Source organism: Otoolea muris (genome assembly GCF_943193115.1).
Classification (GTDB): Bacteria; Bacillota; Clostridia; order Lachnospirales; family Lachnospiraceae; genus Otoolea; species Otoolea muris.
The window spans coordinates 122,869-137,415 of the sequence record NZ_CALPCY010000009.1 but is presented as its reverse complement, the minus strand read 5'-3'; the positions used below and the strand labels follow the sequence as shown (position 1 = coordinate 137,415).

At 52.3% G+C, this 14,547-nt stretch carries 16 protein-coding genes; 15 read left to right on the top strand and 1 reads right to left on the bottom strand.

Translation table 11 applies throughout. From position 1 onward, the window contains the following. On the bottom strand, window positions 1–280 hold a 280-nt coding region (gene tnpA / locus NFS31_RS08275; protein ID WP_251493378.1), incomplete at its 3' end, for an IS66 family insertion sequence element accessory protein TnpA. A 785-nt stretch (window positions 281–1,065) separates the two neighbouring features. Here tnpA and NFS31_RS08270 point away from each other — a divergent pair. The 15 genes from NFS31_RS08270 (at window position 1,066) to NFS31_RS08200 (ending at window position 14,543) form a co-directional block, all read left to right on the top strand. Continuing rightward, complete coding sequence (locus NFS31_RS08270) at window positions 1,066–2,109, top strand: NHL repeat-containing protein (RefSeq protein ID WP_251493376.1); 1,044 nt, start codon at window positions 1,066–1,068, stop codon at window positions 2,107–2,109. 146 nt (window positions 2,110–2,255) lie between these two features. Continuing rightward, on the top strand, window positions 2,256–2,729 hold the full coding sequence (locus tag NFS31_RS08265) for an N-acetylmuramoyl-L-alanine amidase family protein (protein WP_251493374.1): 474 nt from the start codon (window positions 2,256–2,258) through the stop codon (window positions 2,727–2,729). Window positions 2,730–2,885: 156 nt separating this feature from the next. After that, complete coding sequence (locus NFS31_RS08260) at window positions 2,886–3,761, top strand: immunoglobulin-like domain-containing protein (RefSeq protein WP_251493372.1); 876 nt, start codon at window positions 2,886–2,888, stop codon at window positions 3,759–3,761. Window positions 3,762–3,971: 210 nt separating this feature from the next. Continuing rightward, window positions 3,972–4,595 (top strand): TetR/AcrR family transcriptional regulator, encoded by a 624-nt coding sequence (locus NFS31_RS08255; RefSeq protein ID WP_251493369.1) that lies wholly within the window; start codon window positions 3,972–3,974, stop codon window positions 4,593–4,595. Window positions 4,596–4,771: 176 nt separating this feature from the next. Then, window positions 4,772–5,485 (top strand): ABC transporter ATP-binding protein, encoded by a 714-nt coding sequence (locus tag NFS31_RS08250; RefSeq protein ID WP_251493367.1) that lies wholly within the window; start codon window positions 4,772–4,774, stop codon window positions 5,483–5,485. Continuing rightward, window positions 5,478–7,037, top strand: a complete 1,560-nt coding sequence (locus NFS31_RS08245) for a hypothetical protein (RefSeq protein WP_251493365.1) — start codon at window positions 5,478–5,480, stop codon at window positions 7,035–7,037. The genes NFS31_RS08250 and NFS31_RS08245 overlap by 8 nt, the downstream gene beginning before the upstream one ends. A 14-nt stretch (window positions 7,038–7,051) precedes the next feature. Then, window positions 7,052–7,270: a DUF1648 domain-containing protein gene (locus NFS31_RS08240; protein ID WP_160258571.1), complete on the top strand. Its 219-nt coding sequence runs from the start codon at window positions 7,052–7,054 to the stop codon at window positions 7,268–7,270. Next, window positions 7,267–7,614, top strand: coding sequence for a GntR family transcriptional regulator (locus NFS31_RS08235; protein WP_160258570.1), 348 nt, complete (start codon window positions 7,267–7,269; stop codon window positions 7,612–7,614). The genes NFS31_RS08240 and NFS31_RS08235 overlap by 4 nt, the downstream gene beginning before the upstream one ends. Further along, window positions 7,598–7,855 carry a metalloregulator ArsR/SmtB family transcription factor gene (locus tag NFS31_RS08230; protein ID WP_251493363.1) on the top strand — a complete coding sequence of 86 codons (258 nt, stop codon included), beginning with the start codon at window positions 7,598–7,600 and terminating at the stop codon, window positions 7,853–7,855. Before NFS31_RS08235 ends, NFS31_RS08230 begins: the two co-directional genes overlap by 17 nt. A gap of 101 nt (window positions 7,856–7,956) precedes the next feature. Next, window positions 7,957–10,203, top strand: a complete 2,247-nt coding sequence (locus NFS31_RS08225; RefSeq protein WP_251493361.1) for an ATP-binding cassette domain-containing protein — start codon at window positions 7,957–7,959, stop codon at window positions 10,201–10,203. A gap of 250 nt (window positions 10,204–10,453) precedes the next feature. Then, window positions 10,454–11,344 (top strand): helix-turn-helix transcriptional regulator, encoded by an 891-nt coding sequence (locus NFS31_RS08220; protein WP_251493359.1) that lies wholly within the window; start codon window positions 10,454–10,456, stop codon window positions 11,342–11,344. Between the two features lie 34 nt (window positions 11,345–11,378). After that, entirely contained in the window at window positions 11,379–12,122 is a 744-nt protein-coding gene (locus tag NFS31_RS08215) for an ABC transporter ATP-binding protein (RefSeq protein ID WP_251493357.1), read from the top strand. Further along, window positions 12,119–12,862, top strand: coding sequence for an ABC transporter permease (locus tag NFS31_RS08210; protein WP_251493355.1), 744 nt, complete (start codon window positions 12,119–12,121; stop codon window positions 12,860–12,862). Before NFS31_RS08215 ends, NFS31_RS08210 begins: the two co-directional genes overlap by 4 nt. Before the next feature lie 88 nt (window positions 12,863–12,950). Further along, a complete protein-coding gene (locus NFS31_RS08205; protein ID WP_251493353.1) occupies window positions 12,951–13,787 on the top strand; it encodes an AraC family transcriptional regulator in 837 nt (278 codons plus the stop codon). A gap of 30 nt (window positions 13,788–13,817) precedes the next feature. Then, window positions 13,818–14,543 carry a DNA alkylation repair protein gene (locus NFS31_RS08200; RefSeq protein ID WP_251493351.1) on the top strand — a complete coding sequence of 242 codons (726 nt, stop codon included), beginning with the start codon at window positions 13,818–13,820 and terminating at the stop codon, window positions 14,541–14,543. Window positions 14,544–14,547: the final 4 nt, after the last annotated feature.

Genomic DNA, 14,547 nt, shown 5'->3' with positions numbered 1-14,547 from the left:
AAAGCCCCGGCCGTGTATCGGTATCGTCCTGTATTTCCTGATGCAGGAGGCAGGGGGTTACCGGGACGATCTGCTGCTCCGGAGTCTCCGGCGGAAGGTTTTCCAGGCACGCCTGCCTTACACGGCGCAGCCTGTAATAGTAGTTCGCTTTCGTAATGTCGTGGCTGGCACACCAATCAACGACACTCATGCCTGCGGGACGGTTCTGGCACTCCCTGATCTGCTCCGCCCACTCTTTTAAACGGTATTGTACAGCCACTGCTGTTGTTGCTGAACTCATAGACTTACCTCCGTATAGCGGTATCAAAAGTTAAGGCTCAACTTTTAATACCCGTGATAGAAATATAGTCTATTGTCACATAATTTTCCCTCACAGTCGAGGTACGCACTATCTACCGTTTACGAGGCAACAGCGGCAGACCTGGCATCCGGCCAGTTCATTCAGGTATGGGGAAGTTCTTCCGGCAGCGGACTGAAAGTACCCCAGATTTGTATTGTAAAAGTGGCCTGAACCTTTGCCTGCCCTCTTATGTACTCTCGGAATCTTGCTGTGCCTGATTTTGTGAGATGATTTTTTGTCAGATGTGCACAAATTTATGAGGCGTACGTGGAGCGTACGTTGATTAAATTTGGGTGCATCTGGCGGAAAATCAGCCGCAAAAGCAGGCGCAGAGAGATTCCGAGAGTACATTCTTATGATAAGGAGAAAACCCTTGTCAGGAGAGGGCAGTTTTTCTTAAATAAAACCTTTATTTCCTGCATTTCTTTGATAAATCTGGCATGTCTTAAAAAATTTTGCAAAAAGGTCACCGTTCGTCTTCTGATTGCGTGTCATAAGTATAACAGCATCCAACCAAAGGATATCCGGAAAGATTTTCAGGCACGGATGTAGTTCGCAGGGACATACAGCGGTTCAGATTCCGGCACCCGAAGGCGCCCATTAGGAGCTTGCAGGCACACTGGTATCCCAGCAGGAGGACAGGGAGGCGGTGCGGGAGCTCCTCCAGATGCCCCCAAAGCAGAGGGCCGTGATGGTACAAATACAGGCTTTGGGGCACGCTGTTATTGGCAGGAGCTTTGTGTCTTACAGGCTGCGGCAGCACGGAGTCGAATGCAGATGTTATGGCGGCGGATGTACAGCAGTCGGCCTTGCCGGAGGATTCCACAGATTCTGGCTCCGGTGGGGATTCCGGCATTACCCCGCAGGAAAGCGGCCAGAGTTTTGTACTGCCGCCGTTATCCACAGAGGCGCAGACCATAGATTATAAGGGGAATGTGCATGTAGACTGGCTTACGGCGTCTTTGGATGCCATTTATTTATTGAGCAGGGATCAGGACGGGGGCTCCGGAATCCTGAAGATGAAGCCAGGGGAAGTTGATGGGGAAGCCCTGCAGGTGACGGCGCCGGATGGGATGACTTTTTCCGTCATGACCACGGATGAACAGGGGAACCTGTATGTGGTGGCGGAGGACAGGGATATTGAGGTAGTGATGAGGGATGATGAGTTTGCCTGTCCTACAGAACACTGTGAAGTATGGAGAATCAGCCCGTCCGGTGAGGTGACGGCAAAACTGGACATTTCCGAATATATAAGGAAGGAGGTTTTCTCCCCCCGTATGATTGCAGTGGCAGGGAACGGGGATATCTACCTTTCTACGCAGGCCGATGGAACAGCAGTGCTGGCTTTTGATGCGGAAGGGAACTTCCTGAACAAGATCAGTTATGATTACAAGGTCTATACGCTCCGCACCGCCATGGGAAGAGGACGGGACGGAAAGGTTTACGCCGTACTTTGGGGTGATACCACTTCTGTAATCGTCCAACTGGATGGCGGCCGTATTTCAGGGGATACCACTTCTTTTATCCTCAACGGTGATGGCGGCTGCTATGAGTTTGTATGTCCGGGGAGGGATTGTGACCTTGTGATTTTCGGCGGAGATGGAATCCTTGGATATGACCTGGGGAGCGCCGATAGCAAATGGAAGGTTCCCGCAGGTGAACTGCCTTTCAGCACAGAAGGTTTTTATCCGATGGCAGCTCTGGCAGACGGGAGGGTACTGTTTTTGGATAGCAATAAATTCCATTATGTTCCGGCGGCACAGCAGTAGGCAGTATTTTTTTCGCTGCCGGAATATACGAAATCATATCATAATTATGCCAGGAGAGCATGTCAGGAGCCAGTGAAACAGAGGCTTTGACATGCTTAATTGCTGTTTTTTGTAAATCCCACAAAAAGACAGATGCAGGAGCGGATATGGAGCAAAGGAGAAGACAGCCTGTCTGGAAGGCAGAGAGCCGGAGAAAGAGAGAAAAGAGGATTGCCAGACTACGGCGGAGGATCATAGCCTATACAGTCCGGGGAATCGTGGCGGCTGTCCTGGCAGTCATGCTTTTGCTGATGGTCTGCGGCTGTCTGTATATCCGGGATTTTTTTCGCAAAAATAATAGGGATACTGCTCTAAAGGCAGATCCCGTTCGGGAGGCCGTACCCGGTGCGGAAGAAAATAAACAGGACACGGATTTTCCGGAGCAGGAAAAATATACGGTAGTCCTGGATGCCGGACACGGCGGGGAGGATGGAGGAACCGTGGAGCAGACGGCCATGGAGAAGGAGATCAACCTGGCTGTTGTGTTGAAAATGAGAGAACTGCTGGAGAACCAGGGCATCCGTGTGGTTCTTACAAGGGAGCAGGATACCTTTCCAACTATAATGAGAGGAATCAACTGACATCAGGGGAATACCAGGGAAAGCTGGCGCAGGGGCTGGTGGAGGGAATTTTAGAAGGGCTGGAAGGAAAAGCGGGGTAGTGCTGCTCATTTCAGGGCTTCCCGGATTTGGTCAATAGAGCGATAATAAAGGAAACTACCAGAAAGGAAACGATCAGTGAATACATACAAAAAGTCCCGGAAGAAAAAATATATACCAATTGCGGTGATTTCCCTGCTTATTCTGGCAGCAGTTCTGTATGGGATACGAAACGGCGGGGCGGATGGCAGGGGAGGAAACATCCTTGCCGGGGCAAGCCCGGATACAAGCGTTTTCCAGATGTATTATTTTGATGGGGAAACGGTTGTGGTCAGGACGCTGTATGACAGCGGTACGGAGAAGGAAGTGATTAAAAAAATCAATGGTATCCCCCTCCAGGCAGCAGAGGAAGATGCCCTCTCCCGGATGGAGCCTCCTTTTTACGGGTTCTGGATCAGCGGTCAGGATGGCTTTGATATTTCCGTGGCGGCCTCCAGCGGTGTCTGGCTTAAGAATGACGGGGCGGTTTATTATGGGGATACGGATTTGTCTGTTTTATGGGAACAGATGGAAGGCAGGGATGAGGATATCCGGAGTGTCCTGAATTTTCCCAATGCGGGGCGTTTATCGTCATACCATACTATTTTCCTTCTGAAAGCGGATGAACAGACAGCAGAAAGCCCGGAGGGTCTGACTATGACGGTGGAGGACATCGGGACAAGTGAGATTACGGTACGGATTGCCAATAACAGCGGGGAGGAATTTTCTTACGGGGAATACTTTTCCCTCCAGAAGCAGATAGACGGCCAGTGGTATACGATACCGGTAAGGGAGGATAACGTAGGATTCCAGGATATCGCCCATATCCTTCCGGACGGGGAGAGCACCAGCGAGACATATAATCTGGATATTTATGGCACGCTGGAACCAGGAACGTACAGGCTTGTGGTGGAAACACTGAGCGCCGAGTTTCTGGTGGGGCATGGGAGGATGGAGGGATTTAGTGATAATTGACAAATTGTTAGTCGTGTGCTAGAGCGTGTTTGAAAATTCATTCCTGGCATCTGCACGCCCCACTTCGCGGTATATTTGTACCAAATTCACTTAACGCAGCCCACTGCGCCGCGTTCATTTGGCACAAATCTCCCACAAAGTGGCACGCACAGCTACCAGAAAGCAATTTTCAAACACGCTCTAGAATGATCTCCATGGAGGGACATTGTCATGCGTGATGTAAAGGAACCAGAGGTCCGTAAAGCCGAGATCATGGATGCCGCCATCCGGCTGTTTACACGGAAAGGATACCTGAATACCACGACTCAGGATATCATTGACGAGGTAAACATATCCCGCGGGCTTTTATATTACCACTTTAAAAATAAAGAGGATATCCTGTACTGCGTCATCGAACGGTATTCCCAGCCGCTGCTTAAAAGGCTGGAGCATCTGGCCTATGAGGAAGAGAAGGGGGCGGAAGAAAAGCTCCGTTTGTTTATGGAGTTTACCCTTGTAAAGGAGCAGGATGTAACTGCAGAAAATTCCGTATTGCAGGAGGCTGCGGATCTGGACGAGAACCGCTACATGCTGGACCGGTTTTACCACAAGCTCTGCGGCAGTGTCGCGGAATATTTTGCCCATATCATAGAGCAGGGGAACCGGGAAGGTGTTTTCCATGTGGCGTCTCCAGGGGAAACAGCCTCTTTTCTGATGACCGGCTATATTTTTGTGTCAAATGATGCCAGGCTTGTCTGCCAGAGCAGGGAACAGCTGCAAGGCTATCTGGATGCTTATAAGATACTGCTGGAGAGGGCGCTTGGAACAGTAAAGCCGCTTTTTTCTGAGAAGTGAACTGGGGTGTTCAGGGCTTCCTGAATTCCTCAGTAAAATTTTTCAATATGACTGACAAATTGTCAGTTTATAAATAAGAAGAAAAGTTATGGGAAGATAGCTGCCTTGCAGAATAGGGTGAGGCAGCCGATTTTACCATTTAGACTGACAAATTGTCGGTAGAAAGGAGTTTTATCATGTTAGAAATCCAACATCTTACTAAGATTTATCCAGGAGGGAAAAAGGCGGTGGACGATCTGTCCTTAAGCGTCAGGGCCGGGGAAATCTGTGGATTTATCGGGGCGAACGGGGCGGGGAAGACTTCAACTATAAAAGCGGTGGTTGGCATCCACGGTTTTGAACAGGGGGAGATCCTGATCCATGGAAAGTCGATCCGGACCCATCCCCTGGAGTGCAAAAGGCAGATGGCCTACATCCCGGACAATCCGGACCTTTATGAGCATCTGACCGGTTACCAGTACATCAATTTTATCGCGGATATCTACAGGGTTTCTTCCGAAGAACGCAGGAAACGGGTGGAGAGGTACGGGGAGCTTTTTGAGATGACCCCCAGCCTGGGAAATGTGATTACCTCCTATTCCCATGGGATGAAGCAGCGGACGGCCATTATCGCGGCTCTGGTCCACGCCCCATCCCTTCTGATCCTGGATGAGCCTTTCGTGGGCCTGGACCCGAAAGGGGCCTTCTGCTTAAAGCAGATTATGCAGGAACTGGTGGAAGCCGGGGGAGCCATCTTCTTTTCCACCCATGTCCTGGAGGTGGCGGAAAAGCTGTGCAGCCGGATCGCGATGGTAAAAGGAGGGAGGCTGGTGGTGGCCGGAGATACGGATAAGGTGAAGGGTGACCATTCCCTGGAGTCGGTTTTTATGGAGGCGCAGAAGCATGAATAGGACATTCCTTTTACTGAAGACACAGGCGGTCAATGATTTCTCCCTGAATGAGATATTTGGCCAGCATGGAGGGAAGCGGGGCCCGGTTTTCATAACGGCTGCCGGGATATTCACACTGCTGTTATTCCTGGGCGGCTATAACGTGCTTACGGCAGCCGCTCTTGTATCCATGGGGCAGCAGGATATGATCCCTGCGTACATGGTGGCGGTATCCAGCTTTATTATCCTGGTGTTTACCCTGCTGCGGTCAAACGGAATCCTTTTTGGCAGCAGGGATTTTGAGATGCTGTGCGCGCTGCCTTTGGAGGCCGGGGAGGTTATCAGCAGCAAGTTTGGGTTCCTGTACCTGATAAACCTGGCTTTCAGCGTACTTTTCATGGTTCCGGCGGGGGTGGTATGGCTGACCGGCACAAGGGGACATGGTGTGCCGTTCTTTTTCTATCTGGTCTCTGTGTTTTTTGTGCCGCTGATCCCCATGTGCGCCGCCTCAGCGGCAGGGTTTGTAATTACGCTCCTGTCCGCCGGTTCACGCAGGAAAAACCTGCTTTCCCTTATTTTCTCTTTTGGCGCCCTGGGTCTTTTACTGGGGGCCGGGATCTACGGGATGTATGGCGGTGTAAAAGAGGGGAGCCTGGGTACAGTCCTTGCGGGGCAGATTGGCAGGCTCTACCCCCTGTCCGCCTGGTTCCGCTATCCGCACAGGCTGTCCGTCCTCTGGAATGTGGTTTTCTGGCTTGTGTCCGTTCTTGCGTTTTGGGTATTTGTGAGGATTACGGCGGTCCATTATACCAGGCTCAATGCCATCCTCCTGCAAAACCATGCTTCGGCGGCAGGGAAAGCGGGCTTCATGAGGCGGTCTTCCTTTGCCGCCATGTACCGAAAGGAGCTTGGCCGTTACTTCGGCTCTTACCTCTATGTCCTGAATACCGGGCTGGGGGTTGTATGCCTTCTTGTGGTCTGCGGCGCAATCTGCGTAATTCCGCCGGAGAAACTGGGGGGATATGCGGGGATAGAAGATGCCGTCTCCTTTTTCGGACAGTATGCGCCCCTCATTGTAGCTGCCATGCTCTCTTTAAGCTGTCCGGCGGCGTCATCAGTATCGCTGGAGGGAAAAAATATTTGGATTCTGCAGAGTGTTCCTTTACCCTTCCGGACATTTTTAAACAGCAAGATCGCTGTGACGCTGTCTCTTCATGCGGTGGGATACCTGACGGCGCTGCCGGTATTTATGCTGAGATTCCAGATGGATGGAGCCCGGCTGGCGGCGCTGATTGTTATTCCGGCAGTATATTCCATCTTTACGGCGGTGCAGGGTATCTGTATCAACTGCTGTTTCCCAAGGTTTGACTGGGATAATGAGATGGTGGTGATCAAGCAGAGCATGGCGGTCATCCTGTCCGGAGTGACAGGGATGCTGTGTGTCGCGGTCCCGGCCATCCTGCACTGGTTTTTCAGGCTGCCCTTGGGAATGGTACTGTGGGGATGGGCAGGTATTTTATTATGTGTGTCGGGTCTTCTGTATTGGAAAGCCTGTCAGACCAAAATCATTTAATGGAGGTATGAATTATGAAGAAAAGTCTAATCAAAGACGTTGTGGTGTTTCTCATCCTGCTGGCAGCGGCGGCAGTCCTGTGTTATTTTCTCCCGGAGAAGGTCCCGGTCCACTTTAATGCCCAGGGTGAGGCGGACCTGGCCGTGAACAGGTGGTTCCTTATGCTGGCTGTGGTCATTCCCTATTCTGTGTACTGGCAGTTTTTCCGCGGCAATAAGAAAGGGGAGAAATGACATTATACAAAGAGCTGTCAAGGAAAATCAAATTTGGCATCCTGCGGGGGGATTATCCCCCGGGGAGCCGGCTGCCGTCTCTCCGGGTGCTGGCGGAGCGGGAAAAGTGTAACCAGGCCACGGTGAAACGGGCCATGCAGGTCCTTGGGCAGGAGCATCTGGTTTTTCCGAGACACACAGCAGGGATTTTTGTGACGGATGACCTGCTTCTGATACAGAGACTGCGGCATAAGGAGCAGGCCGATTTAACCAGGAAATTGTATGAAAGGCTTATGCCCCTTGGGTTTAGCAGGGGGGAAATTCTGATGATGATTCAGGAATGTGGTTATGGACGCCCGGTTTAAGGCGCTGTCAAATGAGACACGCAGGGAGATTCTGCTCCTGCTTGCGGAAGGGCCCATGACAGCAGGGAGACTACAGGAAAGGTTTCCCATTACATTTGCGTCCTTATCCTATCACCTGTCGGTCTTAAAGTACAGCGGGCTTGTAACGGCAAAAAAGGAGGGGCAGTACAGGCTCTATGACCTCAACAGAGAAGCTCTTGAAGGCATGGTTTTATGGCTGTCCGGACTGGTGGAATGTTAACGTGGCGCCATCTATGGGAAAAGGGCAAAAAAAGTCGAGTACATCTCCCGGCATGATGTTATACTGCTAAGACCAGAGCGAAAGTCAGAAAGGAGAACTTCATGCCGGATCAGAACCATATCATCATAAAAGGCTTATGCCAGAACAATCTGAAAAACATTTCCTTAAAGATACCAAAAGAAAAGCTGGTTGTGTTTACCGGGGTCTCCGGTTCCGGAAAATCCAGCATCGTGTTTGACACCATTGCAGCGGAGAGCCAGCGCCAGATGGACGAAACCTACAGCGCTTATGTCCGGGGCAGGCTCCCAAAGTATGAGAAGCCAAAGGCGGAAAAAATCGAGAACCTTTCCCTCTCGGTCATCATCGACCAGACCCCCCTTGGAGGCAATGCCCGGTCTACGGTAGGGACCATCAGCGACATGTATTCCGCCCTGCGGCTGCTCTACTCCCGGATCGGGGAACCCTATGTGGGAACACCCTCCTGCTTTTCCTTCAACAGTCCCGGAGGCATGTGTCCGGAGTGTTCCGGTTTGGGGAAGGTGATGACGCTGGACATTCTTCCGCTGATTGTGGAAGATAAAAGCTGGAATGAGGGGATGGTGGAGCTGCCCACGTTCCGTGTGGGGAACTGGTACTGGAAGCAGTATACAGACAGCGGCCTGTTTGACCTGGATAAAAAATGGCAGGACTATTCCGAAAGGGAACGGAACCTTCTGCTGTACGGTTCGGAGGAACCGGGCGGGAAGCGGGTGTCGAAGCAGGTGGAGGGCATCCACAACATGATGAGCCGGCTGCTGTTAAAAAGGGACAGTTCGGAGCTTGGGGAAACTTCCGCAGGCCGGCTGGTAAAATATGTCCGGGAATCCGACTGTCCCCTCTGCCACGGGAAACGCCTGAATGGGGCGGCGCTGTCCTGTAAGATTGCCGGGTACGACATCAGCGAGATGTGTGAGATGGAGCTGACAGAACTGAAACGGGTTCTGGGGACAGTCACAGACCCAAGGGGCAGGTCCGTGGCCGAAAGCCTGGTTATGACCCTGACCCGCATGATTGAGATCGGCCTCCCTTACCTTTCCCTGAACCGGGAAGCAGCCACCCTGTCCGGCGGGGAGGCACAGCGCCTGAAGCTGGTGCGCTACATGGGGAGCGCCCTCACAGGCATGCTCTATATTTTCGATGAACCAAGCACCGGGATGCACCCACGGGATGTACACCGCATGACCAGGCTGCTGCGTGCCCTCCGGGACAAGGGGAATACGGTTCTGGTGGTGGAACATGATAAGGATGTGATCTCCATTGCGGATGAAGTGATTGATGTGGGGCCGCTGGCAGGAAGAAACGGAGGGGAGATTCTCTATCAGGGCAGCTATCAGGGGCTCCTTGGTTCTGGAACATTAACCGGGAAGGCCATGGAGATGGAGATACCCTTTAAGGCGGAGCCAAGGAAACCCAAAGGGTTTCTGCCTGTTAAACATGCCAGCCTGCACAATCTGAAACATGTTTCCGTTGATATCCCCCTGTGTGTGCTGACTGCGGTGACAGGTGTGGCCGGTTCCGGGAAAAGCTCCCTGATCCGGGACGTGTTTGCCGTGCAGTATCCGGAACAGGTCATTCTGGCGGACCAGTCCCCGGTGACAACCACCGGGCGTTCCACCCCGGCCACTTTCCTGGGATTTTTCGATGATATCCGGAAACAGATGGCTAAAGAAAACAACGTGAGCGCCGCCCTGTTTTCCTTTAACAGCAAAGGCGCCTGCCCGGTCTGCAAAGGACGGGGGGCTGTCACCACCGAGTTGGTCTTCATGGACCCGGTGACGACCACTTGCGAGGCATGCGGTGGGAGCCGTTACAGTGACGAAGCGCTTTCCTATTTATACAAAGGGAAAAATATTGTGGAGATTTTGGATATGAGCGCAGAGGAGGCCGAAGACTTCTTTTCCGGCTGTCCGAAAATCCGCAGGGCACTGCACGCCATGGTGGAGGTGGGGCTTTCCTATCTTTCCCCTGGACAGCCCTTATCCACCCTGTCAGGAGGCGAGCGGCAGCGGGTAAAGCTGGCAAAATACCTGGGACAGAAGGGGAACATCTATGTGCTGGATGAACCCACCACCGGGCTCCACGCTTCCGATGTGAAGACAATTATGAAACTTCTGGACGGCTTTGTGGAGCAGGGGAACACGGTGGTTGTAATCGAACATAACATGGACGTAGTAAAGCTGGCGGATTACGTGATTGACATGGGGCCGGACGGGGGGACGCTGGGAGGCGAGGTAGTCTTTACCGGGACCCCGCAGGCGCTGGCGGAGCAAGGGCAGACCATTACGGCTGATTATCTGAGGAAGCGCTGATAAAATCAGCGTTTCCCTAAAGAATCGGAAAACAGCAAAAAAAGTCGAGACAAAAAGCGGGGATCATTATATGATAGTAATTCCAGAAGCAATCGTTCAGGTAGGTCTGCGCGTTCACCGCGCTGACCGTATGAAAACGTTGTGGTTGCGAGCATCCGGCCCATCGCCAAAGGCGATTCTAAATGGCCGGATGCCGTAACAGTTCAGGGCTTTTCTGAACTGTTACACTCCAAGAAGGAGGTGGTTTATTTTGAAAGAACAGACAGCGGCGGTCCAGAGGATGCAGGATTATATCGAAGCCCATCTGGAAGCGGATATCACACTGGCACAACTGTCAGCCGTCTCCCTGTTTTCCCCGTGGCATTCCTACCGGCTGTTTAAGGAGTTTTTGGGGGTGACGCCGGCAGAATATATCCGCAGGCTCCGGCTTTCCCGCTCCGCCATGCGGCTGAAGGAGGGACAGTGCCTTGTGACGGAGGCGGCCTTTGACTGCGGGTTTGGCAGTGTGGACGGGTATGCCCGTGCCTTTTACCGGGAATTCGGCTGCAGGCCGGGGGAATATCTGAAGGACCCGGCGCCCATTGCCCTGTTTATCCCATACGGCGTAAAATTCAGAGAACTGAGAGAGGATGTTTTGGATATGGAAATGAAGAATCTGCAGAGCGTATTTGTCCAGGTGATCCGGAAACCGGAGAGAAAAGTCATCATCAAACGGGGGATAAAAGCGGAAGATTATTTTGCGTACTGTGAAGAAGTGAGCTGCGAGGTCTGGGGGATATTAAAAAGCATGGATTCCCTCTGCGGGGAGCCGGTCTGCCTGTGGCTGCCGGGAGCCTATAAAAAGCCAGGCGCTTCCACCTATGTACAGGGCGTGGAGGCAGAGGCGGACTATGAGGGGGAAATCCCGGAGGGGTTTGATGTCATTTCCCTGCCTGCCGCCGAGTATCTGGCGGTCCAGGGGGAGCCTTTCCGGGAGGAGGATTATTCCCAGGCGATTCTTGCCGTACAGTATGCCATCGACCACTATGACCCGTCTGTGATCGGATACGAGTGGGATCAGGAAAACCCCCGTATTCAGTTGGAGCCCAGAGGGGAGAGGGGATATATCGAGCTTCGGGCAATCAGAAGGCAGCAGGCGTAACGGCGCATACCGTTACCGGAAAAAGGAGGATAAGATGAGCGAAACCATAAAAAAGACAGAAGAGGCCGTCAAAACGACGGGGCTTACCAAAAGCTATCAGGGAAGAACCGTACTGAAAGGTCTGAACCTGTCGGTCAAGGCCGGCACGGTCTTTGGCCTGCTGGGGGCAAACGGCGCCGGAAAGAGTACCGCGATCGAATGCATCCTGGGAACGAAACAGGCCGATGGAGGAACCGCTCTGGTATTGGGGCAGGATGCAAAAAAGGAGCGGCGCACCGTGTTTCAGAAAGTGGGTGTTCAGTTTCAGGAAGGGGATTACCAGCCGGAAATCAGGGTATCCGAGCTTTGCGGGGAAACCGCCTGCCTGTATGAGAGGCCGGCAGACTGGCGGAAGCTGTGTGAACGTTTCGGAATCGGGGATAAGACAGGTCATGCCGTGAAAAGTCTTTCCGGCGGGGAGCGCCAGCGGCTGTTTATTGTCCTGGCGTTGATACCGAACCCAAAGCTTGTGTTCCTGGACGAGCTGACTACCGGGCTGGACGCAAGGGCACGCCGGACGGTGTGGAAGATCCTTGAGGATTTAAAGGGCGAAGGGCTGACCATTATTCTCACTTCCCATTTCATGGATGAGGTGGAAGCCCTCTGCGATGAGATCTGTATTCTGAGAAAAGGGGAGGCCGTGTTCTACGGCGCCGTGGAGCAGGCAAAGGTGCAGAGCGGCTGTGAGCGTCTGGAGGATGCCTATCTGAAATTTGCGGACGAGGAGGTTGTGGCATGAGAACATTTTTCAGTCTTTTAAAAACAGAACTGAAGCTGAATATCCGGAATATGAACATGGTGATTTTTGCCGTCATTATGCCGGTTGTGGTACTGGTCATCCTTGGTTTCATTTACCAGACAAAGCCCGCTTTTCCGGGGGCGGAGTACACGTTCCTGGAGCAGTCCATGAGCGCGGTCTGCGCCATCTCCATCTGCGCCGGGGGTCTGATGGGCCTGCCTCTGGTGGTAGCCGGGTACCGGGAACGGAAGATCCTAAAACGGTTCCGGGTGACGCCCATCAGTCCGGTGATGCTGCTGGGGGTGGAATTTACCATCTATGTGCTGTATGCCGCGGTATCCATGGCGCTGGTCTTCCCCATTGGGGCAGTTTTGTGGGGAGTAAGGCTTCCCGGCAGCCCGGCGGCATTCCTTGGAAGCTGGCTCCTTACCCTGGTTTCCACCTTAAGCATCGGGATGATGGTGGGCGGCATTGCGAAAAATGAAAAAATGGCCAGTGTGATCGCCTGCCTGCTGTACTTTCCCATGCTGATTCTTTCCGGGGCCACGCTGCCCTTTGAAGTGATGCCGGAGATGATGCAGAAGGTGGTCGCCCTTTTCCCGCTGACACAGGGGATACAGCTTATGAAAGCGGCTTTTCTGGGGATGTATACGGAATCTGTCCGGGTACCGGCAGCGGTTATGGGAATCGTTACCATTCTGTGCGCAGGCGCGGCCGTGCAATTTTTTAAATGGGAGTGAGTTCTTTCGGGCTATCAATTCGTATCGTTCAAATGCGAGGTTTTTTGTGAGAGAATCGGCTATACTTAAAACAGCAGGGGGGAACACGATGGACTGGATAAAACGGTTGAACCAGGCGATTGATTTTATAGAAGAGAACCTGGATGGGGAACTGGATTATGAGGAGGTAGCCGGGATTGCGGGCTGCCCTTCCTATTATTTCCAACAAATGTTTTTATATATGACAGACATGACACTGCGGGAATACATACGGCGGCGCAGGCTGTCTTTGTCCGCCGTGGAACTGCAAAAGGGAAATGGGAACGTAACGGATATTGCCATGAAGTACGGTTATGAATCTCCCACCGCGTTTACCAGGGCTTTTAAGAATTTTCATGGAATCACGCCCTCTGCTGTAAAAACGGAACCGGTATCCTTTCAGGCATATCCGCCCATTTCTTTTTCCATAACAATCCATGGAGGGGCGCCGCTGCAGTTCAGGATAGAGGAAAAAGAAGCGTTCCGCATACTGGGACGGTCCTGTCCCCTGTCGAAAGAACTGACAGAGAATTTTCAAAGGATACCAGCGGTATGGGATGCCGCGCTGGCAGACGGAACACTTGCCAGATTACTCTCCATGGCAGAGGGAAAGCCGGAGGGACTTCTCGGGGTCAGTATCCATCATACGGAAGACTGGAAATATCTGATTGCTGTCCGTTCCGATCAGAAGCCGGGGGAATACGAAGAATATCAGATTCCGGCATGCAAATGGGCGGTTTTTGAAGGAAAGGGAACGAACCGTACCCTTCAGGAACTGGAAAGGCGTGTCATTACCCAGTGGCTCCCTACGTCCGGCTACACCTACGCAGAGATACCGGATATTGAGGTGTATCTCCATGCAGACCCGGAAGACGCGGTCTATGAATACTGGCTTCCTGTACGATAAGAAGGGCATGGAACCGGAAGGAGGATACCGATGGATTGCCAGGAGATGATGAAAGAGCTCAGGTCACAGGCTTCTGAGAAATACAGGGAAAATATGATTCGGATGGGGATACCGGCCGAAAACAGTCTTGGTGTGGCAACGTCCGTAGTAAGGGGCCTTGCAAAGAAAGCCGGGAAATCACAGGAGCTGGCCTCTGAACTGTGGAATACAAAATACCACGAGGCAAGGATGCTGGCGGTCTTGTTGATGAACCCGAAGGCGACAACGGATGCTGAGGCGGAAAGGCTGCTCCTTGATGTGGTTTCCTGGGATTTATGCGACCACCTGTGTAAAAACTTATTTTTGAAGATGAAGAGCAGGGATATTTTTATTGCAAAGTGGATACGGGAACCGCAGTTATATAAAAAAAGAGCGGCATTTGTGCTGATTGCAGCTTCTGTGATACATGACAGGAAGCTGACGGATGAAACCGTGGACAGCTATCTGGAGCTGGTTACGCAGTATGCGGATGATGGACGGGAGCATGTGAAAAAGGCGGTTTCCACTGCTTTGAGGGAAATCGGAAAAAAGAACTTTCATTATAATGAAAAGGCGCTTTTACTGGCGCGTGAGTGGATGGAAGGAGAAAGCAAGGTATTGAGGTGGATTGGAAAGGATGCGGCGAAGGAACTGGAAACCATGGTAAAGGCAGAAGGACGGGGACGTCTGATTTCCGCAAATACCAGGATGGGAAAGGAATCAGGAGGTTCGGGATGAACGG

Excerpts from the sequence above, each read along its gene's own strand:
- NFS31_RS08210 (WP_251493355.1), top strand. The coding sequence starts at position 12,119 with ATGAGAACATTTTTCAGTCTTTTAAAAACAGAACTGAAGCTGAATATC.
- NFS31_RS08255 (WP_251493369.1), top strand. The coding sequence starts at position 3,972 with ATGCGTGATGTAAAGGAACCAGAGGTCCGTAAAGCCGAGATCATGGAT.
- NFS31_RS08245 (WP_251493365.1), top strand. The coding sequence starts at position 5,478 with ATGAATAGGACATTCCTTTTACTGAAGACACAGGCGGTCAATGATTTC.
- NFS31_RS08200 (WP_251493351.1), top strand. The coding sequence starts at position 13,818 with ATGGATTGCCAGGAGATGATGAAAGAGCTCAGGTCACAGGCTTCTGAG.
- NFS31_RS08205 (WP_251493353.1), top strand. The coding sequence starts at position 12,951 with ATGGACTGGATAAAACGGTTGAACCAGGCGATTGATTTTATAGAAGAG.
- NFS31_RS08235 (WP_160258570.1), top strand. The coding sequence starts at position 7,267 with ATGACATTATACAAAGAGCTGTCAAGGAAAATCAAATTTGGCATCCTG.
- NFS31_RS08215 (WP_251493357.1), top strand. The coding sequence starts at position 11,379 with ATGAGCGAAACCATAAAAAAGACAGAAGAGGCCGTCAAAACGACGGGG.
- NFS31_RS08240 (WP_160258571.1), top strand. The coding sequence starts at position 7,052 with ATGAAGAAAAGTCTAATCAAAGACGTTGTGGTGTTTCTCATCCTGCTG.
- NFS31_RS08225 (WP_251493361.1), top strand. The coding sequence starts at position 7,957 with ATGCCGGATCAGAACCATATCATCATAAAAGGCTTATGCCAGAACAAT.
- NFS31_RS08230 (WP_251493363.1), top strand. The coding sequence starts at position 7,598 with ATGGACGCCCGGTTTAAGGCGCTGTCAAATGAGACACGCAGGGAGATT.
- NFS31_RS08250 (WP_251493367.1), top strand. The coding sequence starts at position 4,772 with ATGTTAGAAATCCAACATCTTACTAAGATTTATCCAGGAGGGAAAAAG.
- NFS31_RS08265 (WP_251493374.1), top strand. The coding sequence starts at position 2,256 with ATGGAGCAAAGGAGAAGACAGCCTGTCTGGAAGGCAGAGAGCCGGAGA.